We start from the raw sequence: 19,528 nt of genomic DNA on the forward strand, positions 1-19,528 counted from the left end.
CGACGTCAGCGACGTATGCCGAGCCCCGGATTGACACCCGTCTGGAGCTGGCCGTCCCTGACCACCGCAATGCCGTTCACCAGCACATGGTCGATCCCTGCCGAAGGAATGGTCGGCTCCGCGAACGTCGCGCGGTCGAGGACCGTATCGGGATCGAACACGACGATGTCGGCGTCGGCACCAACCCGGATGCGCCCCTTGGCTCTCATGGCGGGCACCGACGCTTCCAGTCGTCTGGCCGGCAGGTAGCTGATCTTGGCGAGGGCCTCCATCAGGGTCAGGACCCTTTGCTCCCTGACGTAGCGGCCGAGCACCCGGGCATATGTGCCCGCGCCCCGGGGATGGCCCTTGCCGTTCGCCAGCTTCTCGCCATCGCTGCCGATCATGACCCCGGGATGAGCGATCGCCATGGCCACATTCTCCTCCCTCATGGCATGGCCGATCACCATCCGTTCGGGCGTTTCCCCGCGCAATTGCTCGAAGCGTTCCCGGGTCAGGCGCTCGCCCGTCTCCGGCAGTTCGATGTCGCTGTACTGGATTCCCTGTGCCCTGGTGAAATCCCCGTCGAAGATCGCCGAGCCCAGGAAGGTGGAATAGGCGGTATAGGGATACACTTCCGTCGTGACGTCCACGCCGTTCTCCCGGGCCTCGTCGATCATCTGCAGCAACAGGGGCACCCTGCCGCCGCCACTGCTGCCGATATGGACGATGTGGAGCGCCGCGCCGGTAATCGCCGCATCCGCGATCACCTCCTGCACCGCATCGACGCTTCCGCCGAGCTCATTCTGGTTCATGAAGCGTGCGTGGACGAAGTTGATGACGCCGTTCCGCCGGGCGACGCGGAACATCCTGTAGATTTCCTCGCGGGTGGCGCCGGCGGTGTAGTTGATCCCGTAGCCGACGCCCAATCCGCCCTCGTCCAATCCTTGCTGGACGCGTTGCTCCATTGCGGCGAGCTGATTGGCGCTGGCGGCATTGTCCACCCAGTTGCGTTGCGTGAATATGCGGTCCCGGATGTCCTGGTTCGTCATGTCCTCTTCGGTGAGACCGGAAAGGATCATCTGCCGGATCGGCAGATGGCCGACGCTGGCACCGAAATTGATCGGCGCACTGCCGCGTCTGGCTTCGTACCAGGCCGTCACCGGATAGACGCCGATCTCGAGCTCCAGCTGCGTCGTCACCCCGTCGAGCGCCTGCAAGCCGGCTTCGAACGCGCGCTGCCCGTGCGCGTGGAGATCGATGAAACCGGGGGCCACGACCCGCCCGGAGGCATCGATTTCCTGCCTGCCTGAAATCCGTTCCTGCGAGATGGCGGCGATCTTGCCGTCGCGGATGCCGACATACCGTATGGCATCCAGGCCGGATTCCGGATCCATGACCCGGCCGTTCGACAACACGAGGTCATAATCCGCCGCCGCCGGGGTCGCTGAGAGGGAGGTCGCGAGCATCGTCACCATCCCCAGGAATGCCAGGGCAAAGAAGAGCGTCGATTCCAACCGGTTCATCGCCGATTTCCTCGCGATTTCGGGCAGCGCGAGAGCCGTCGCGCGGGACGCAGCGATTTTGCGCTGTCTGATGCGGCGCGCCCGGAAAAGCGTCGGCCCCCATTCGCTGATCATCGCCCATCGTGCCGGCTGCATCAGAAGCTCGCGCGCACGCCGAAGGTGAAATAACGCCCGACAAAGTCGTGATAGGGCGAGGCCGCGCCAAGCTCCGGGGCGCGATCGAACAGGTTCTGGACGTTGCCGTAGATGGTGATGCGCTGGTCACCGCCGAGGCCGACATAGCCGCGCAGCCCCAGATCGACATAGATGCGGCTGTCGACGTGCAGGTCGGGAGCCTGGTTGGGAAGGACGCTGGCCGGCGCGAACCCGCCGCCGCCGACATAGCGGGTGCGGATGTCGGCGCCGATGCTGCTGCTTTCGTAGGTCGCGGAGACAAGACCGCGCCATCTCGGCACCAGGAAAACCGCTTGCGAGCCCAGATAGCCGGCGCCGTCGATCGCGACGACGCCATTGTCCACGATGAGCTTGTCGACATAGTTGACCAGCGCGCGGACGGACAATTGTCCCCCGAGCCCGATCGCGTCCAGTCGGGTTCGATACGACGCTTCGAAATCCACGCCGTTGTTGCGGAAGTCAGCGATGTTGATGAACGAGGCGTTGATCGAGCTGATGGCGCCGTTGCCGTCTCGGGTGATCTGGGAGCAAGCGCCCTGATTGCTCTGCAGATAGCAGCCGTTGACGATCTGCTGGGCGGTGAGCGTGGTGATCACGTCCCGGATCTTGATGTCGTAATAGTCGACCGAGAGGTTGAGCCCGGGCAGGGCCCTGGGCGAGATCACCACGCCGAAGGTCAGCGTGTCGGCAATCTCGGGCCGCAGATCGGGATTGCCGCCCTGATACAGGATCACCTGGGTGGAGGGATTGCCGGGACGGCCGAGATCGTTGACCGGACCGAAGATGGCCGCACGCTGGCTGAACAGCTCGGTCAGGGATGCGGCGCGGATATCGCGTGACCGGGTCGCGCGCAGCTTGAGGCCGTCGACGATGTCCCAGATTCCGCCGATCTTCCATGACCAGATCGCTCCGCTGGTGCTGTAGTCGGAGACACGGACGGCGCCGTTGAGGTTCAGTTCGCGGATGGCGGGAAGATCGGCCAGGACCGGGATGTTCACTTCCGCAAAGGCTTCCGTGACGCTGTTGCCGGTTTTCGGGATGTTGGTGCCATTGATCATGGAAAAGCGGCGGGCGAGCGCGTTCTCGTCGAACAGGTTCTCGTACGCTTCCTCGCGATATTCGACGCCCGCGGCGACGGAGACCGGCCTGCCCCAGAACGACAGCGGCTCGCCGCTGATGCTGGCGCCCGCATTGTCGAGCCAGGTGTTGATCACGGAATTCCAGTCCGCGGTCGCATAGGCGATGGCGGCTGGATCGGCATTGCCGCTGCCGAACAGATTGAGGGGACGGCACGGCGTGGTCGGATCGGTCAGCGCCACGCGGCAGACGATCGAACCGTTCGGCGCACGAACCGCATCGATCGCATTCGCGAAATTGGTGCGCAGCGTGATATTCCTGAGGAACTGGTCCTGTTTCTGCTCGCCATGTGCGTAATAGGCGTTGTAGCGCCACCGGCCACCACCGAAGGAGCCGTCGAGGCCGATCGTGCCCTGCACAGCCTCGCGGTCATAGTCGTAGCGGGCGAGCGCCATGTCACTGAGCGCCCGGCCCATCACGAAGGAAGGCTCTCCCGCTGCGGCGAGCCGGTCCCTGATCGATTGTGACAGAAAGGGGTTGGTGGCGGAGAGGGTGATCTGGCCGACCCCGAGATCCGGCCAGTAGAAGCGGCTGTCCGAAACCCGGTTGTAGCTTCCTTCCACCCAGAAGGTGAGATTGTCGGCCACGTCGAAACTGGCGCGGGCGAAGCCGTTCAATCGACTGATCGGTGCCGAAACCGAGCGATATTTGTTGGTGGTGAAGCCATCGCCGCCGATCATCGAAGTCGGCGCGCCGGGTCGGCGGATGCCATACCGGAACGGACTCAAACTGCCGTCGGCGTTGAAGGTCTGCCCGGCGAGCACGCCGGAGTTGATCAGGCCGCCTTCGCTGCGGTTGGATTCCCGAATGCCGAGCGTCGGATAGAGCCGGCCGTCCTCGCCGGGGAAGAAGCCGGCGTCACCGACCAGCGGTCGTGCCGAGGCGGGAGCGATGCCTTCGTCCTCGAGATAATCGGCGCCGATGACGACATGACCGCGCCCATCGGCGAAGGACAGTCCCATCGACCCTTCGAGCAGGTACTGCGCCCGATCGTCGCGGCTGGAAATGCCGGTTTGCGCGCCGAGCTTGAACCCTTCGAACCGGTCATCGAGGATGATGTTGACGACCCCGGCGACCGCGCCCGACCCATAGGCGGCGGAGGCGCCGCCGGTCACGACGTCGACCCGCCTCACCATCGTATAGGGAACGGTCTGGAGGTCGTTCGAGCTGATGTGCCGACGATTGTTGATCAGCACGAGCGTACGGGCAATGCCGAGGCCGCGAAGGTCCGCCGGCGCCTGGCCCGAAGTTGTCGTGGTGTTGGTCTGTTGCGAACCCTGCGTCTGGCGGAATTGCGGGAGGTCGGCGAGCGCCGCGCCAATGTCGGTGCTGCCCGCCTGACGCAATTCGGCCACTCCCACGACCGTGGTCGGAGTCGGTGCGCCGAAGCCGGCGGTATTGATGCGCGAACCGGTGATGACGATTTCAGTGCCGGGTTCTTCCACCCGGCTGTCGACGGCCCTGTCCGTCGCCTCGGGCGTGGCCGTGGTCGAGCGATCCTGAGCGGCGGCGGGAAACGCGAAGGCCAGCGCGGTGGCAAGAGTCGCGAGGCTGCTGCTCCGGACCAGAGTCGCGCCGTGAAAATTCGCGATTCGCACCATATATTTCCTCCCTTGGCTCGACAGACGAGGTTGATTTCCTTGTCATTTTCGTAGCGTCGACACACCGCACGCTGGCGTTCCGTCTCGGCTTTTTTGCAGATTAGCAACAGATTTCCAATTCGTAAACTGTCTAGCAGTCGAGCGGCTAGGGAGTGGAGCCTGGATGGGAGAGGGGTTTTCGCAGATATCGCGATAAAATGCGTAAAATCAGTCTATTGTCTGAAATTTCGTTCGGAGGGCGAATTCGCGCTATTGCCAAATCAGTTTCTGTATGCGCAAATTGTGAAATGGTCGCGAGGCGGCCGCGCTTCCGCGCGGATCGACAAGGGAAAGCGAGAGCGATGAAGAGGGGGCTATTGGGTTTCGCATTGTTGCTGGGGGCCGGCTTCGCAGTGCCAGTCGCCGCCGCTCCGGCGCCCGGCGCTGCGGCTCAGGCTCCGGCACTATCTCCGGCAGCCGTGGCTGCGATCGACGCGATCGCCAGGGAGACGGTCCAAACCGGGCAAACAGCGGGGCTGGTGGTCGGCGTCTCCGTCAACGGGTCGCCGGTCTTCGTTCGCAGCTATGGAGTTGCCGACATCGAGCACAATGTGCCGGTGACCGACCGCAGCGTGTTCAGGATCGGTTCCCTCACCAAGCAGTTCACCGCCGCGGCCATTCTCCTGCTGGCGGAAGACGGCCGGCTGTCGCTCGATGACCCCCTCTCGACATTCTTTCCCGATTTCCCGCGTGGGAGCGAGGTTACGGTGCGCGAGTTGCTCAGGCATACCGGGGGCATCCGCAGTTATACCGAAGTCAGCGATTATTTTCCGACTCTTGGCCGCCAGAATATGACGACTGAGCAGATGGTTTCCTACATCTCCAATCTCGACAACCTGTACGATTTTGAGCCTGGAACCAGCTATCATTACAGCAATTCGGGCTATTATCTGCTCGGTGCGATCATCGAAAAGGTGTCCGGGCAGTCTTATCCCGCGTTCCTGAAGGCGCGCATCTTCGATCCGCTCGGGCTCCGCAACACGGCGGTCGATGACACCGTCGAGATCGTTGCCGACCGCGCCAACGGTTATGCCCCGGTCAGGGACCGGCCGGGCGCGTTTACGAATGCATCCTATATTGCAATGAGCGCCGCCGGAGCGGCGGGGGCGATGCGCTCGACCGCCGAAGACCTTCTGACCTGGGCGAACGCCCTGCTCGGCGGCAGGGTGCTGAGACCGGAAAGCCTGGCGGCGATGGTTGAGCCGGGCCGCCTCAGGAGCGGACAATTGTCCAGCACCGCAATGGCAGCCGGCCCTTCCTGGCAAACCGTATTCGACTACGGCTTTGGTCTCGCGCTACGGCGGGACGAGGCAGGCCGACAGATGATCGGCCACAATGGCGCGATCAACGGCTTTCATACCTACTCGCAGAATTTTCCGGACCAGCATGTCTCGATCGTGCTGCTCGCGAATGCGGACGGCATATCGGCCTTTGAGGCCGGACCAAGGGTCGCCAGGGCTTTCTTCGACAACCAGGGCAGGTGAGGGCAATCGCAACCTGCTGGAATGCGCGCAACGTGTCGAAACCATGCGATTCTGCAGCGCCATTTGCGCGATGCCCGTAGCTGCTTAGCGTTTGCGCTGAACAGCGCCAACGATCGTCGAACCAGTCCTGGCGGATCGATCGGCGCCGGCGCAGTCGTCACTCGCCACAAGGCTCTCCGCGACAGGACGCCTCGCGGCCTTCTGCGCTCGCCTCCTGAATCGGCGGACATGGAACGTCGCCATAGGAGCAGAAGACGCAGCAGTCGCCTGGAAGTGGTTTCAGCAGTGCCCCGCAGTGCGGGCAGTCGTAGAAGAACTGGCACGCGTTCGTGGGCATCGTCTCGGTCGACGCCTTGCCGCACGTTCGGGTACATCGGCGCGGTTGGATTGCCCTGCTGCGTGGGCCCGAGCGGCAGGCTATGATCGGGCAAAGGGCAAACCGCGAAGAGGGCATCATGGGTGAATCCATCGCCGCCAGCCACTGGGACGCGGTCTACGCCAGCAAGGCGGCCAACGAGGTGAGCTGGTTCGAGGCGACGCCGTCACTCTCGCTCGACCTGATCGCGCGCTTTGGACAACCTTCCGGCTCGGTGATCGACATTGGCGGGGGAGAATCGCTTTTGGTCGACGCCCTGCTCGCCGGCGCCAGGAGCGACGTCACGGTGCTGGATATTTCCGAAAACGCGCTCGCGGCAGTGCGACGGCGCCTCGGCGATCGCGCGGATGCGGTAGACTGGATCGTTGCGGACATCGCCAGTTGGACGCCTGAGCGGCGCTACGACGTCTGGCACGATCGCGCCGTGCTTCACTTCCTCAATGATCCTGCCGATCAAGCCTCCTACGCCCGCGCCCTGGATGCCGCGCTGAGCCCATCAGGCGTGGCGATCGTCGGCACCTTTGCCCCCGATGGGCCCGAGCACTGCAGCGGGCTGCCGGTCACGCGCCATGACGCCGAGAGCCTCGCCCGGCTTCTCGGCAAGCGCTTTCGACTCCTGTTCACGACGCGGGCCGATCACCGGACCCCCTGGGACACGGTCCAGCATTTCCAGTTCAGCCTGTTCGGCCGCGAGGCCGGGTGCAGCGACATCGGTGGCCGCTAGACCCCTTGCCATCAGCGCGCATGTCCGGGCGCAAGGGTCCGCACGCCCGATCGTGGCAAGTGATGCCGGTGCATCCCAATCCGAGGTGCCCGTCGGGCCGCGCCGTCAGGCCTGGCGGGCCATGAGGTCCGCGAACCGCTGCAGGTAAAGCGGCCAGCCGCGATCCCCATCGACACCTTCGCGCACGCTGTCCCAGCCGTCGCCGTGCCGCTCGAGATTGCGGTGTTCGATCTCGACGCGGGTCCGATGCGCCGTCTCGGCGGTGAACCGCACCTCCCACTCGCTGGTCTTGTCCGGATCGGTCTCGATCTGCCATTGCGGACTGATGTTCCAGCTCAGCAGCACCCGGTTGGGCGGCTCGTAGGCCAGCACGCGCGCCCAGCGGCACTCGCTGCCGTCGATGCCACGATCATAAAGATAGCCGCCGACCCGCGGCTCGAATATCGTCTCCGCGATCTGGACGCCGAGCAGGTTGTGCTCGGCGGGCTTGAAGCGGCCGAAGTCCTCGGTGAAGACCTTGAAGGCGTGCGCGATCGGGGCTTCGACCATGATGGCGTGCTTCACGGCTGTGCCGGCTGCCTGAGTGCTCATCACAACTCCTCCGATGGTTGCTCGGCGGCCACCTTGTAGGCCGCCAGCGTCTTGCTCCAGAATAGGTCGAGTTCCGCGCGAAGGGCCGTCAGCCCGGCAGGATCGACGCGGTAGATGCGCTGCTTGCCGGCCGGCCTGTCGACCACGAGCCCGGCGTCCTTCAGCACCTTGAGATGCTGCGAAACCGCCGGCCGGCTGACCGGAAGGCGATGGGCCAGTTCGCCAACCGACCAGGGACGCTCGACCAGCAGGTCGAAGATCGTGCGCCGGGTCGAGTCGGCCAGGGCGGTCCAACCACTCTTCGCGTAAGTCATGACTTACGCGTAAGTAGCAACTTACGCGTTGTCAATATCGACTTTGCCCCGAGTCCGGCCACCCGGGCCGGCGCGACTTCAACTCCGTCTCGGACAAAGCGGACGTCGATCAGCCGAGGACACCGGTTGCGAGCCCGCCATCGGACGAGGGCTTGGCCGTGCGGTCCGACCTGGACGGTCGGTCCACCTTCGGCCATCGTCGCTCCTCGTCCGGGCCGGCTTCATTCATGCGGCGCGAGCCCCCGGTCGGCGAGGGCGAGAAGGATGCGGCAATCGGCCATTTGCCCGCCGCGGCATTGCCTGAGCATCCTGACGAGTTCCTGCTGGAGCTGCCCGAGCTGTCGGATCTTGCTCTCGACCGATGCGAGGTGGCTGGTGGCAATCTGATCGACCTCGCAGCAATCCCGTTCCGGGTGCTCGCTGAGGTCGAGCAGGGACCGGATGTCGGAAATGTCGAACCCGAGCCCACGCGCATGGCGGATGAACCTGAGCCGGTCCACCTCCTGCGGCGCATAGTCGCGATAATTTCCCCCGGTGCGGTTTGGCTTCGGGAGGAGGCCGATTCGCTCATAATAACGGACCGTTTCCACATTCGTGCCGGTGGCCTTCGAGAGCTCTCCAATTTTCATCGCCGATGCCTTGACCCTGTAGTCCCTACAGGCACCATAAGGTCGTCACACCGATTCGGTCGAGGTGACATATGGCCTGCTCCAATTGCGCATCCGGAACGCCCGCCGGCGCCCCCGACCGGGGCTGGCGCCGGGCGCTATGGATCGCGCTCGCCATCAATGCCCTGATGTTCGGCGTGGAACTCTATGCCGGCGCCGCTGCGGACAGCCGCGCGCTCCAGGCCGACGCGCTCGACTTCTTCGGCGATGCCGCCAATTATGCCATTTCCCTTGCGGTGGCCGGCATGGCGCTCGCATGGCGCGCACGCGCCGCGTTGCTCAAGGGCGCGACGCTCGTCTTGCTGGGCGTCTATGTCCTCCTCGGCGCAACCGGGGCCGCGCTGCACGGCGCGTCTCCCGAGCCGCAGGTGATGGGCCTCATCGGCCTCCTGGCCCTGGCGGCCAATATCGGCGTCGCGATCATGCTCTATCGGTTCCGCGGCGGCGACGCGAACCGGCGCTCCGTCTGGATCTGCTCGCGCAATGACGCGATCGGCAACCTGGCCGTGGTCGCCGCGGCCGCCGGTGTCTTCGGCACCGGAACGGCATGGCCCGACCTCGTCGTCGCGACGATCCTTGCCGCCTTGGCCCTATCTGGCGGATGGCAGATCATCGTGCAGGCGCGCGGCGAACTGCGCCGGTCGCGCCCGGAACAACTCCAACCAGCAGAGTGAGCATGTTTTCCAGAAAGGTTTCCCTGGCCGCTGCGCCAGCCGCCACCGTGCTGTTTTTCTTGCCAGGGGCGGCATGGGCGCAAGAGCCTCGCGAGGCGCCGTCCGCAGCCCAGGCGGAAGATGAGGATGACGAGGAGGTCGTGATCCAGGCGACGCGTTCGCGCCGCCGCGTGCAGGACGAGCCGATCCGTGTCGACGTCCTCAACCGCGAGGAGATCGAAGAGAAGCTGCTGATGCGGCCCGGCAACATCGCGATGATGCTGAGCGAGACGGGCGGCGTGCGGGTCCAGGTGACCTCGCCGGCGCTGGGCGCGTCCAATGTGCGCGTGCAGGGCATGAACGGCCGCTACACCCAATTGCTCGCCGACGGCCTGCCGCTCTATGGCGGCCAGGCGTCGTCGCTCGGCCTCCTGCAGATCCCGCCGACCGACCTTGGCCAGGTCGAGGTCATCAAGGGCGCGGCCTCGGCGCTCTATGGCCCTTCGGCGCTCGGCGGCGTCATCAATCTGGTCTCGCGGCGACCGGGCGACGCGGCGGAAGCCGAAGCTTTGCTCAACGTCACCAGCCGCGACGGCCAGGACCTCACCGCCTACGCCGCATCGCCGCTCGGTGGGGGCTGGAGCGCCTCCCTGACCGGCGGCCTGCACCGTCAGGGCCGGCAGGACATCGACGATGACGGCTGGATCGATCTTCCCGGCTATGACCGCTGGACCGCCCGGCCGCGCCTGTTCTGGGAAGGCGCCGACGGGGCGTCGATCTTCGCGACGGTCGGCGCGATGGGCGAGGATCGCGTCGGCGGAACCCTGCCCGGCCGGACCACGCCCGATGGTCGGCCCTTCCCCCAGACCCAGGACACGGATCGCCTCGACGCCGGTCTGGTCGCGGAGTTGCCGCTGGAGGGGATCGGCACCGCGCAAATTCGGGCGTCGGGGATGCGGCAGGATCACCGCCATGTCTTCGGCGACGTGACCGAGGATGACCGGCATGACACGCTCTTCGCCGAGCTGTCGCTGGCCGGGGAGGCGGGCGGCACGTCGTGGGTCGCCGGGGCAGCCTATCAAGCGGACGGCTATCGGTCCGAGACTTTCCCCGCGTTCGACTATGATTTCACCGTGCCGGGGTTCTTCGTTCAGGCCGAGCATGAGCTGAACGATCACCTGACCTTGGCCGGCAGCGCCCGGATCGACGCCCACAGCGAATATGGCACCAAGCTCAGTCCGCGCCTGTCGATGCTCTACCGGCCCGGCTTCTGGACGGTGCGGGCCTCGGTCGGCCGCGGTTTCTACGCGCCGACCCCATTCGTCGACGAGACCGAGGCGGCCGGCCTCTCACGGCTGGAGCCGCTGAGCGGCCTGCGGGCGGAAACGGCGGAAAGCGCCTCGCTCGACATCGGCTATGCGCGTGGGGGCATCGAGGCGAACGTCACCCTGTTCGGATCGGACATGCGCAACACGACCCGGCTTGATGTGATCGATCCATCGCCGGAAACGGGGCGGGTGCGGCTGGTCAGCGTCGCGGAGACAACGCGCATTCGTGGCGCCGAGCTGCTGCTGCGCTATCGCTGGCAGGCGTTCACCGTCACCGGCAGCTACGTGTTCGTCGATTCTTCGGAACCGGACCCGGACGGCACCGGCCGCCGGCAGGTGCCGCTGACCCCGCGCCACACCGCCGGCATGGTCGCCATGTGGGAACGGCACGGGGTCGGCCGGATCGGTTTCGAGGCTTATTATACCGGCCGGCAGTCGCTGGAGGACAATCCGTATCGCGCGACCGGCCGGCCCTATGTCGAGCTCGGCCTGATGGGCGAGATCGTGCTCGGCAGCATCCGCCTGTTCGTGAATGCCGAGAATCTGCTGAACGTCCGGCAGACGAAATATGACCCGCTGCTGCGGCTGACGCGAGCGCCGGACGGCCGCTGGACGGTCGACGCCTGGGCGCCGACCGACGGATTCACCGTGAACGGCGGCATCCGCCTGACCCTTGGTGGTTGAATATCCGCTTGTCGCCGCAGGGCAAAGGCGGACTGTCTGCATGGTCCCGCGTCCAGGCGTCCGCGCCCAAAAAGCAATGCCCAGCGACACGATCAGGCCCGCCACCGCGCGATCGCCATCCGGCATGGGCAAGGCCGATTGGCATCAGGGCCAGCAGCGGCCGAGCATGACGGTTGCAGCGTTGCAGGTGATCATCACACCCGATCGAGCGTGCGAACCTCCACCGTCAGGTGCGCGAGCTCGTGCACCGGCGCGAGGCGGGTTCGAACGGCCGCCGGGGTGAGGTCGCCGCAGACGTCGACGATCGCGGCATGGGCGTCGGGGCCGATCTGCCAGACATGGAGATCGGCAAGACGCGCATCGCCGGGACCTTCGATGCAGGTCCGGATCTCGTCGACCAGCTGCGTGTCGGACGCATCGAGCAGGATGGCGGATGTGTCGCGCATCAGCGTCCAGGCCCAGCGCGCGATGACCAGCGCGCCGACGAGGCCCATGACCGGATCGAGCCAGATCCATCCGAGATAGCGGCCCGCCAGCAGCGCGACGATGGCCAGGACCGAGGTCAGCGCGTCGGCGAGCACATGGACATAGGCGGCGCGCAGATTGTTGTCGGGACCGGTCGGCTGCCCGCGAGGATGGCCGTGATCGTGAAGATGATCATGAGGATGGCCATGACGATGTCCGTGGCCATGCGCGCCGCCGGCGAGCAGCACGGCGCTCACGAGATTCACGCCCAGGCCAAGGATCGCAACGATCGTCGCTTCGCCGAACGCGACATCGGCCGGATTGGCGATGCGGATCGCCGACTCGACGCCGATGCCGAGCGCGACGATGCCGAGGACGAGGGCGGAGGCGAAGCCGGCGAGGTCGCCGACCTTTCCCGTGCCGAAACTGAAGCGCGGGCTGGTGACATGTCGTTTCGCATAGCCATAAGCGAGCGCCGCGATGCCGAGCGCGCCGGCATGGGTCGCCATGTGGAACCCGTCGGCCAGCAACGCCATCGATCCGGTCATGTAGCCGGCGATGATCTCGCCGACCATCATCACGGCGGTGAGCACCACCACCCAGCGCGTACGGCGCGCATTGTCGTCATGGGCCGCGCCCAGATAGTCGTGATCGTGCATATAGGCTTCGATTTCGAGGCGGCTCGCCATCGACAAACTCCTATCGGAAATGGCGTCCAAGGACGGTCAGCAGCTCGTCGGCGCCCGCGGCGCGTTCCGCCGGGCTCAGCTCGGGCGCGGCGACATGGGCGAGCAGGTGCTCCTCGAACAGCTCGTCCATCAACCCGCCCACGGCGCCGCGGATGGCGGCGGCCAGATGCAGGGTCTCGCTGCAGGGCGCATTGGCGAGCACCGAACGCTCGATGGCCGCGACCTGACCCGCGATGCGCCGGATCCGGGCGACGAGCTTTTGCGAATCGTTGCTGAGATGGCTCATAGAGTAGGGGGGTATCCTATAGAGACGCGATTTGCAACCGGGCGACCGACCGATCGTCCGCCCTGGGAGCGGCGGGATATTGGGATGCCGCAGCCGGAGATCAGCGCCGGGTCTGGATCATCGCCAGAATCTCCGGAACCCGCCCGATCCGGCGCCGATGATAGCGCACGAGCGCGCGGCGCAGCCGGGCGCGGTCGTCCAGCGCGGCGTCGATCTCCCCATGTTCCCGGCCGAGATCCGCCAGCAGCCGGGGTTCCACGCGGCGATAGGGGGCGAGCCGGTGGTTGAGCGAAGCGACCGCTTGCGCATGCTCGGCATTGCCGGTCGCATTGGCGATGCGCAGGAACAGATCGGCCATGGCGATTTCATGTTCCGCGCGGGCTTCGATCGGGTCGTCGCTCGTGCCGGGACGCAGCCGCCCGGCCGCCAGCGCGAGCAGCAGGCCGTTCCATTCGTAGAGGCTGCGCAGCGCCGCTTCGGTCAGCAGCGGAACCCGGAACCCGTCATGCTCCGGCGCCTCGACCAGCCGCTCGCCGACCAGGCGATGCAGCGCGTCGCGCACCGGCGTGATGCTGGCATGGAGCTGCGTGCCCAGGATCGCCGGCTCGATCCGCGCGCCCGGCCCCAGCCGGCCATCGGCCAGCCGGCCCTTGAGCGCGCGATAGACGCGTTCGAACGTCGCGCCCGGGCTCATCGCGCCCTTCCGTCCCGGCAGGTGCCCGTCATCGGCGAACGCGCCGCCCGGCACGCTGCCGTTCGACATGGTCCTCGACCAGCGCCTGCTGGTCGGGCCGCAGCGCATCGATCGCGGCCAGATGGTCGGGCACCGGCCCGCGCAGCAGCACCGAGGGGCACTGGCCCTCATAATTGCCGAGATTGGGGCGATGCTGCCGATAGCCGACGAGCGCCGCCAGCTCCGGCGCAAAGCGGCGCGCGACCGGCGGCGGATAGGCGAGCCACTGGTTCTCGTAGGGCTTGAGCCAGCCCAGGCAGTAGCTGACGATCATGCCGCGCCGGATGCCGGTGGTCCGGTTGCCACCGGCGCCGTGCAGGGTCGAGCCGAGGAAGAGGAGCGCCGCGCCGGGATCGAGCTCGACCGCGACCGGCGCTGTCGAAGGCATGGGGTCGAGGGCCCGCCGGCCATGGCTGCGCGGCCAGACCAGGGTCGCGCCGTTCGCGCGGCGATAGGTCGTGAAGGGCCACATCACGTTGACCAGATATTCGATCTCGCCCTGCGGCCCGCGCCACATGTCCTGGTCGCGGTGCGGGAGTTGCGGCAGAGCGCCGGGATGAAGCGCGATGGCCTGGGTGAGGTTGAGCTGGAGCGTGTCGCACCAGGGCGACAGGATTCGCGCGGCGATCGCCTGGACGAGCGGATGGGCGACGAACGCGGCGGCGTGGCGCGAGCGCGCCAGCAGTCGCCCGAACCGCTTGGTCCGCTCGCCATAGAAGCCGCCTTGGGCGAAGGGGGTCTTCGCGAAATCCTCCGCAAGGTCCGCATCGAGCGCCGCGACCGCCGCGCGCGCGACCAAATCGGGGAGGACGCAATAGCCCTCCTCGACCAGGCGGGCGGTCCACAGGTCGATCGCGTCGGACCCGGTCTCGGGCGTGCGCACGTCGGTCGCTGCGGTCATCACGCCGCCATCCGTCGGGCCGCATCCGGCGCGCCGATGCCGGCGCGCGCGAGCCGCGCGGGCGTGTCGGGCGTGATGTCGATCCGGAGCGCCCCCAGCATCGTGCCGTCGACCGGCCGCGGCAGGCCGAGCGGCCGGCAGCGCCAGCCGAAGGCGAGGATCTGCTGCAGCCAGCCCATTTCGGCGACGCCGGTATAAGCGGTGACCTGATTGGCGAGCGCGTCGTCGACCAGCGCGGTGACCAGGGCGTCGCGCACCTCGCGGCGCCGGGTCGCGCCCAGGCTGCGGCCCAGGCAGAAGCGGCTGATCTCGTAAATGTCCTCGCCCCGCGGCGGCGCGTCCTCGCACAGCTCGGCGAACAAGGTGTCGAGGATGTGCGGGCGCATCGTCGGCAGCAGCCGCGCCGATCCCAGATGCCGATGCGCGGCATCGGCGACGATCAGATAGCGGGCATGCGCATCGTCGAACTGGTCGATCTCGTAGCGCCCGGCGAGCACGGGCAGATCCCATCCGAGCAGGTCGACGAACACCTGCTTGCGCGCCGCGAACATCGCCCGCAGGACCGGTGCCGCGGCGGCGCGCGAACCGGACGGGACGGTGAGGATCATGGCCTCTGCTCCCTCGACTTGGCGAAAGCCCGATCATCCCCGCCGCGCCGCCCGGGGGCCAGTCCCCAGAAATGGGGATTTCAGCGTCGCAGCACATCGACGAAGGTGAGGGTTCCGTCGAACAGGGCATGCACCAGGAGCTGCGTTCGCTTGCCGACGCCGTAGCGCTCACGGGCCTGCTTGAGATGCTGGATCACCGTGTCATGGCTGATGCCGAGAATCCGCGCGATCTCCCAGTCGGACTTGCCGCGCGCCGCCCAATAGAGGCAGTCGCGCTGCCGGTCGGTGAGCTTGGGCCGCTGGTCCGGCCCAAGCTCGCGCAGGCCCCACAGCCGCCGCGCGCCTTCGAAGGCGATCGCGCCGACGAGCTGGGCGAGCGGCAGCCACTCCTCGCGCACCGGCCGGCCGTCGGCGGTCGCGAACGAGCAGGAGCCCGCCGATTCGCCGGGGACATGGGCGGGAACGGTGAAACCGTCGCCGATGCCGGCACGCCGCGCGCCATGCAGGATATCGCGATCGCGGGTGGTCAAATCGAGCATGGCGGCGAGCCGCGTCCAGCGAAAGCCGACGCTGGTCAGATGGCTGGCGCGATGGACCGGATCGCACGGCCCGAGCCGGTGCTCGTCGAAATAGTCGACCCAGCCCAGCGGGTAGTTGTGCAATCGCACCGCGGGCTGCGGCGCGCGCGGCAGGTCGACATGATGGGTGAGCGCGAAGAAGCGAAAGTCCATCGCGCGCGCCGCCGCATCGAGCAGGGCGGCGAGCTCGTCCGGGCTCGAGGCCGCATCCACCTGTTGCGCGAACTCTTCTGCAATCTGGACCAGGCCCATGACGCGCGCCAGCGCCGCGAGGCGCGTTCCAAGCCTTGTCCTCGCGTCGCCTCCTCAGGTCCCGCCGACGCCGATTCTCAGCCGTCGCGGTGGGCGCTCCACCAAGGCGATCATCTTACGAAGTTCGCGCCGGTTGCGCAAACCGGCCGCCTGATCGGTGCGGTCCCGACGATCCTTCGCGGCTTTCGACCGGCGCCCGGCCGGCGATGAGAGCGGGTAGGGACGCGCGCCCGGACTGGCGTCTCGACGCTGCGTACCGGTCCCTTCTCGGCATCGACCGCGCGGGCCTCGCTTGGGAATGGCTGCGCCGCGATCCTCGCTATGTCGCACTCTGGCGGGACCCTGGCGGGGAGGTTCGCACAAGGCATGGCATGGCCGTCGTCCCCGCCAGCGCATGCGCCTCGGCCTGGGGGCTCGCCTTTCGCCGAGCGGCCGGATCGTCCCGCCCCCGAGGCGCGTCTCCTGTGGCGTGCCGAGTTCGACCGCGGCGTCCTGGCGGTCCGCGCCGCGCCGGCCGGTCGGAACGATTCCGGCGGCTTCGAGCTGGCCCGGCTCCAGCGCTGGGCGACCCTCGCCGTCGGCGAGGACGGACGCGAGCATCTCGTCCTCTCCAATGGCTGGCGCCGTATCCGCCTCGACGTGATCGAAGGCCGGCTGCTCGGTTCCGGCCGCGTGCGGCTTCACTATGAGCTGTCGGGTGTCTCGGGCCTCGAACAACGCCTGTTGACCCTGCGCCGGCTGCTGGCGCTGTGGCAGCGCGGCCGGTTCGTGCACGCCCTGTTTCCGCCGCTGCGCGGCCTGCCGCGCCGGCTCGAGGCGCTGCGCGTCGCCGACGCGGTCGCGGACGGAGCCTCCTATCGCGAGATCGCCACCGCCTTGTTCGGCGAACCGGTCGTGCGCGCCCAATGGAACGGGCCGTCGGACTTCCTGTTGTCGCGCGTGCGCCGCCGCGCCGCCGAAGCGCGGCGCATGGCCGCCGGCGGCTACCAGGCCTTGTTGCGCGCCTGACCGCGCGGCCCGGGCGCAGGGATGGGCGCCGCGCGGGGAGGCTTCGCCCCCCGGCGCGGCGGCGTCATTGGTGGGGCCTTCCCCTCTCGCGCGGGTGGCCGGCGCGCCCTTCTGGGCTCGCCCCGGCGACCCGCAACCCCTCGCTGGCCGCTCGGGGTCCTGCGCTGTCGCTCCGGCCTGGCGGTGCGGGCCGCCTCCCCGGGCGAGCCCGTCGGTCGCTCGTCGCCGTCCACCCCCGCTTCGGGGGAGGCCCGGCAGGTTTTTGGACGGCGCGGGAGACGAGCCATGATCCTTCTGACCCAAGCCCTGCGCGCGCGGCTGCGCGCCCATGCCGACGCGGCGCGGCGGCCCGGCCATGATCCGGCGCCGGTGGTCAAATTCTTCAACCCCGTCGGGGCCGCCACCTGGCTCGCGACCGAGCTGGACGCCGATGGCGACACCCTGTTCGGGCTGGCCGATCTCGGGTTCGGCTGTCCTGAACTCGGCAGCTTCTCGCTCGCCGAGATCGCCGGCCTGCGCCTCGCTTTCGGCCTTCGCATCGAGCGCGACCTGCATTTCACCGGCCTGTTCCCGCTCTCGGTCTATGCCGAAGCCGCACGCCGCGCCGGCCGCATCGTCGAGGAGACGAGCGCGCTGCGCGCGGCCGCCGCCTCCCGCCACCGCCATTTCGGACTTCCGCCGACCCCCGATGGGGGCGCCGGATGACGTGGCGGCCGTCCGCCGCCGTTCAACGGCCGGTCCTGCTCCATCGCCAACCGCAACGGGACCGGCCCGCCCTCGAAAGGAGCGCATCCATGCAACTCGGCCATATCGAACCCGCCAAGCTGGTTCCGTCCCGGCTCAACATGCGGCACGGCCGCAAGCCCCCGGACCTCGCCAATATCCTGCCGTCCGTGCGCAAGCGCGGCGTCATCGTCCCGCTGATCGTCCGCCCCGTGGCGGACGGCGAACTCGATCGCTTCGAGATCGTCGCGGGGCTTCGCCGCTGGCACGCCAACGGCGTCGCGCTCGCCGAAGGGATCGACCACGGCCCGCTGCCGGTGGCGTTCCTCGAGGCCGGCGACGACGCCGATGCGATCGAAGCCTCGCTGATCGAGAACAGCGCCCGGCTCGATCCCGACGAGGTCACCCGATGGGAGAGCTTCGTCCGGCTGGTGAAGGAAGGGCGCTCGCTCGAGGACATTGCGGCGACTTTCGGCATCGCCGAACTTGGCGTGAAGCGCATCCTCGCGCTCGGCAACCTGCTGCCGCGCGTGCGCGACCTCTACCGCAAAAGCGAGATCGACGCCGCGACCGTCCGCCACCTGACGCTCGCCAGCAAGAGCCAGCAAAGGGCATGGCTCGCGCTGCGCGACGATCCCGACGCCTATCTGCCGACCGGGCATCAGCTCAAGGCGTGGCTGTTCGGCGGCCAGTCGATTCCCGGGCGCCATGCCCTGTTCGACCTCGACAGCTATGCCGGCGCGCTCATCGCCGACCTGTTCGGCGAGGACCGCTATTTCGCCGACGCCGACCAGTTCTGGGCGGCGCAGGAAGAGGTGATCGCGGCCCGGCGCGCCGACTATCTGGCGGCCGGATGGAGCGACGTGACCGTCGTTCCGGCGGGCCAGCATTTCGAGACATGGGCCCATGAAAAGGCGCCCAAGCGCAAGGGCGGGCGCGTCTATATCGACGTGTGCGCCAGCGGCGAGGTCGTCTTCCACGAAGGCTATCTGACCCGCAAGGAGGCGCAGCGGCTGCGTGGCGCCGAGACGGGCGAGGCGGCTTCGGCCGGGTTCCGGCCGGCCCGTCCCGAGGTCACGAGCACGCTCCAGACCTATATCGACCTCCATCGCCATGCCGCCGCGCGCGCCGCGCTCACCGGCCATCCCGATGTCGCGCTCAGGTTGCTGGTGGCCCATGCAATCACCGGCTCGTATCTGTGGAACGTGAAGGCGGAGCCGCAGACCTGCCGGAACGAGGCGGCCCGCGAGAGCGTCGAAACCTGCAAGGCCGAGGCCGAGTTCGATCAGGTCCGCCGCGCCGTGCTGGACCTGCTCGGCTTCTCGCCCGAGGAACCGACTGTGGTCGGCGGCAATGGCGATCCTTATGGTCTGGTCGGCCTGTTCCTGCGCCTGCTCGACCTGCCCGACCGCGCGGTCATGGACGTGATCGCGGTGGTGATGGGCGAGACGCTGGCGAGCGGCAGCGCCGCCGTCGAGGCGGTCGGAAGCCAGATCGGCCTCGACATGGCGCGCTACTGGCAGGCCGACGACGCCCTTTTCGCGCTCATCCGCGACAAGGAGGTGCTCACCCGCATCGTCGCGGAGGTGGCGGGAGAATCGGTCGCGGCCGCCAATGCCGGCGAGACGGGCAAGACCTTGAAAGGCATCGTGCGCGACCATCTCGGTGGCGCGAACGGCCGGCGCAGGGTCGAGTCGTGGGTGCCCAGATGGATGGCGTTCCCGCCCGCCGCCTATACGGTGCGCGGCGGCGTCGGCACGGTCGATGCGGCCGCCCTGCTGGCGGCGGCGCGCACCGCCGGTGACGAGCCCGCGCCGGCCGGCCCCGGCGTCGCGCTGGCCTTGCCGGTGCCGCAGCCCGAGACGGCGCCGCAGCCGCTCGCCGCCTGAGTCAAAGGGGAGGGGCGGCGCCGCGCGCCGCCCCGCCTTCGCTTCGGCAGGTTCCGGCCATGTGCACGTTCGCCCCCGGTTCGGGGCGGCGGCGGCCGTGGTCGCGACCCTTTTTCCG

19 protein-coding genes and 1 pseudogene are annotated in these 19,528 nt (G+C 67.8%); 8 read left to right on the plus strand and 12 right to left on the minus strand.

Features of this window, described 5'->3' with window-relative positions; translation table 11 throughout:
• Positions 1–5: 5 nt before the first annotated feature.
• Positions 6–1,619: an amidohydrolase family protein gene (locus RCO27_RS14545; protein WP_309003421.1), complete on the minus strand. Its 1,614-nt coding sequence runs from the start codon at positions 1,617–1,619 to the stop codon at positions 6–8.
• A 20-nt stretch (positions 1,620–1,639) separates the two neighbouring features.
• The gene (locus tag RCO27_RS14550; protein ID WP_309003422.1) at positions 1,640–4,417 is read right to left on the minus strand and encodes a TonB-dependent receptor domain-containing protein; all 2,778 of its coding nucleotides are present in this window, start codon (positions 4,415–4,417) and stop codon (positions 1,640–1,642) included.
• Positions 4,418–4,875: 458 nt separating this feature from the next.
• Here RCO27_RS14550 and RCO27_RS14555 point away from each other — a divergent pair, with 458 nt between their 5' ends.
• A complete protein-coding gene (locus RCO27_RS14555) occupies positions 4,876–5,940 on the plus strand; it encodes a serine hydrolase domain-containing protein (RefSeq protein ID WP_309003423.1) in 1,065 nt (354 codons plus the stop codon).
• Between the two features lie 157 nt (positions 5,941–6,097).
• Here the strand turns inward: RCO27_RS14555 and RCO27_RS14560 are convergent, their stop codons facing one another.
• Complete coding sequence (locus RCO27_RS14560) at positions 6,098–6,277, minus strand: GDCCVxC domain-containing (seleno)protein (protein ID WP_309003424.1); 180 nt, start codon at positions 6,275–6,277, stop codon at positions 6,098–6,100.
• Between RCO27_RS14560 and RCO27_RS14565 the strand changes: the two genes are divergently transcribed.
• Positions 6,270–7,040 (plus strand): class I SAM-dependent methyltransferase, encoded by a 771-nt coding sequence (locus tag RCO27_RS14565; protein ID WP_309003425.1) that lies wholly within the window; start codon positions 6,270–6,272, stop codon positions 7,038–7,040. The genes RCO27_RS14560 and RCO27_RS14565 overlap by 8 nt on opposite strands.
• A 105-nt stretch (positions 7,041–7,145) precedes the next feature.
• Here RCO27_RS14565 and RCO27_RS14570 read toward each other — a convergent pair whose 3' ends face one another.
• The 3 genes from RCO27_RS14570 to RCO27_RS14580 form a co-directional block, all read right to left on the minus strand.
• Positions 7,146–7,631, minus strand: coding sequence for an SRPBCC family protein (locus RCO27_RS14570; protein ID WP_309003426.1), 486 nt, complete (start codon positions 7,629–7,631; stop codon positions 7,146–7,148).
• Complete coding sequence (locus tag RCO27_RS14575; protein ID WP_309003427.1) at positions 7,631–7,945, minus strand: metalloregulator ArsR/SmtB family transcription factor; 315 nt, start codon at positions 7,943–7,945, stop codon at positions 7,631–7,633. Before RCO27_RS14575 ends, RCO27_RS14570 begins: the two co-directional genes overlap by 1 nt.
• Before the next feature lie 221 nt (positions 7,946–8,166).
• Entirely contained in the window at positions 8,167–8,574 is a 408-nt protein-coding gene (locus RCO27_RS14580; RefSeq protein WP_309003428.1) for a helix-turn-helix domain-containing protein, read from the minus strand.
• A 71-nt stretch (positions 8,575–8,645) separates the two neighbouring features.
• On the opposite strand from RCO27_RS14580, the gene RCO27_RS14585 reads away from it, so the two are divergent.
• A complete protein-coding gene (locus RCO27_RS14585) occupies positions 8,646–9,287 on the plus strand; it encodes a cation transporter (RefSeq protein WP_309003429.1) in 642 nt (213 codons plus the stop codon).
• A gap of 140 nt (positions 9,288–9,427) precedes the next feature.
• A complete protein-coding gene (locus RCO27_RS14590) occupies positions 9,428–11,278 on the plus strand; it encodes a TonB-dependent receptor domain-containing protein (protein ID WP_309003430.1) in 1,851 nt (616 codons plus the stop codon).
• A 194-nt stretch (positions 11,279–11,472) separates the two neighbouring features.
• Here the strand turns inward: RCO27_RS14590 and dmeF are convergent, their stop codons facing one another.
• The 6 genes from dmeF to RCO27_RS14620 all read right to left on the minus strand — a co-directional run bounded on the left by dmeF (position 11,473) and on the right by RCO27_RS14620 (position 15,790).
• Positions 11,473–12,432, minus strand: a complete 960-nt coding sequence (gene dmeF / locus RCO27_RS14595; protein WP_309003431.1) for a CDF family Co(II)/Ni(II) efflux transporter DmeF — start codon at positions 12,430–12,432, stop codon at positions 11,473–11,475.
• Positions 12,433–12,442: 10 nt separating this feature from the next.
• Positions 12,443–12,718: a metal/formaldehyde-sensitive transcriptional repressor gene (locus tag RCO27_RS14600; RefSeq protein ID WP_309003432.1), complete on the minus strand. Its 276-nt coding sequence runs from the start codon at positions 12,716–12,718 to the stop codon at positions 12,443–12,445.
• Between the two features lie 100 nt (positions 12,719–12,818).
• Positions 12,819–13,481 carry a GntR family transcriptional regulator gene (locus RCO27_RS14605; protein ID WP_309003433.1) on the minus strand — a complete coding sequence of 221 codons (663 nt, stop codon included), beginning with the start codon at positions 13,479–13,481 and terminating at the stop codon, positions 12,819–12,821.
• The gene (locus tag RCO27_RS14610; protein ID WP_309003434.1) at positions 13,441–14,352 is read right to left on the minus strand and encodes a phytanoyl-CoA dioxygenase family protein; all 912 of its coding nucleotides are present in this window, start codon (positions 14,350–14,352) and stop codon (positions 13,441–13,443) included. Before RCO27_RS14610 ends, RCO27_RS14605 begins: the two co-directional genes overlap by 41 nt.
• Positions 14,352–14,960, minus strand: a complete 609-nt coding sequence (locus RCO27_RS14615) for an acyl-homoserine-lactone synthase (protein ID WP_309003435.1) — start codon at positions 14,958–14,960, stop codon at positions 14,352–14,354. The genes RCO27_RS14610 and RCO27_RS14615 overlap by 1 nt, the downstream gene beginning before the upstream one ends.
• Before the next feature lie 80 nt (positions 14,961–15,040).
• Positions 15,041–15,790, minus strand: coding sequence for a LuxR family transcriptional regulator (locus RCO27_RS14620; RefSeq protein ID WP_309003436.1), 750 nt, complete (start codon positions 15,788–15,790; stop codon positions 15,041–15,043).
• A gap of 206 nt (positions 15,791–15,996) precedes the next feature.
• Here RCO27_RS14620 and RCO27_RS19280 point away from each other — a divergent pair.
• The 4 genes and pseudogenes from RCO27_RS19280 to RCO27_RS14635 all read left to right on the plus strand — a co-directional run.
• A pseudogene (locus RCO27_RS19280) lies at positions 15,997–16,155 on the plus strand (transcriptional regulator domain-containing protein); the annotation flags it as partial.
• A gap of 1 nt (position 16,156) precedes the next feature.
• Entirely contained in the window at positions 16,157–16,798 is a 642-nt protein-coding gene (locus RCO27_RS14625) for a DNA -binding domain-containing protein (protein WP_309003437.1), read from the plus strand.
• A gap of 285 nt (positions 16,799–17,083) precedes the next feature.
• Complete coding sequence (locus tag RCO27_RS14630; RefSeq protein WP_309003438.1) at positions 17,084–17,503, plus strand: DUF2958 domain-containing protein; 420 nt, start codon at positions 17,084–17,086, stop codon at positions 17,501–17,503.
• An 89-nt stretch (positions 17,504–17,592) separates the two neighbouring features.
• Positions 17,593–19,410 (plus strand): ParB/RepB/Spo0J family partition protein, encoded by a 1,818-nt coding sequence (locus tag RCO27_RS14635; RefSeq protein WP_309003439.1) that lies wholly within the window; start codon positions 17,593–17,595, stop codon positions 19,408–19,410.
• Positions 19,411–19,528 lie beyond the last annotated feature (118 nt).

It is taken from the genome of Sphingosinicella sp. LHD-64 (assembly GCF_031157375.1).
Lineage (GTDB): Bacteria > Pseudomonadota > Alphaproteobacteria > Sphingomonadales > Sphingomonadaceae > Allosphingosinicella.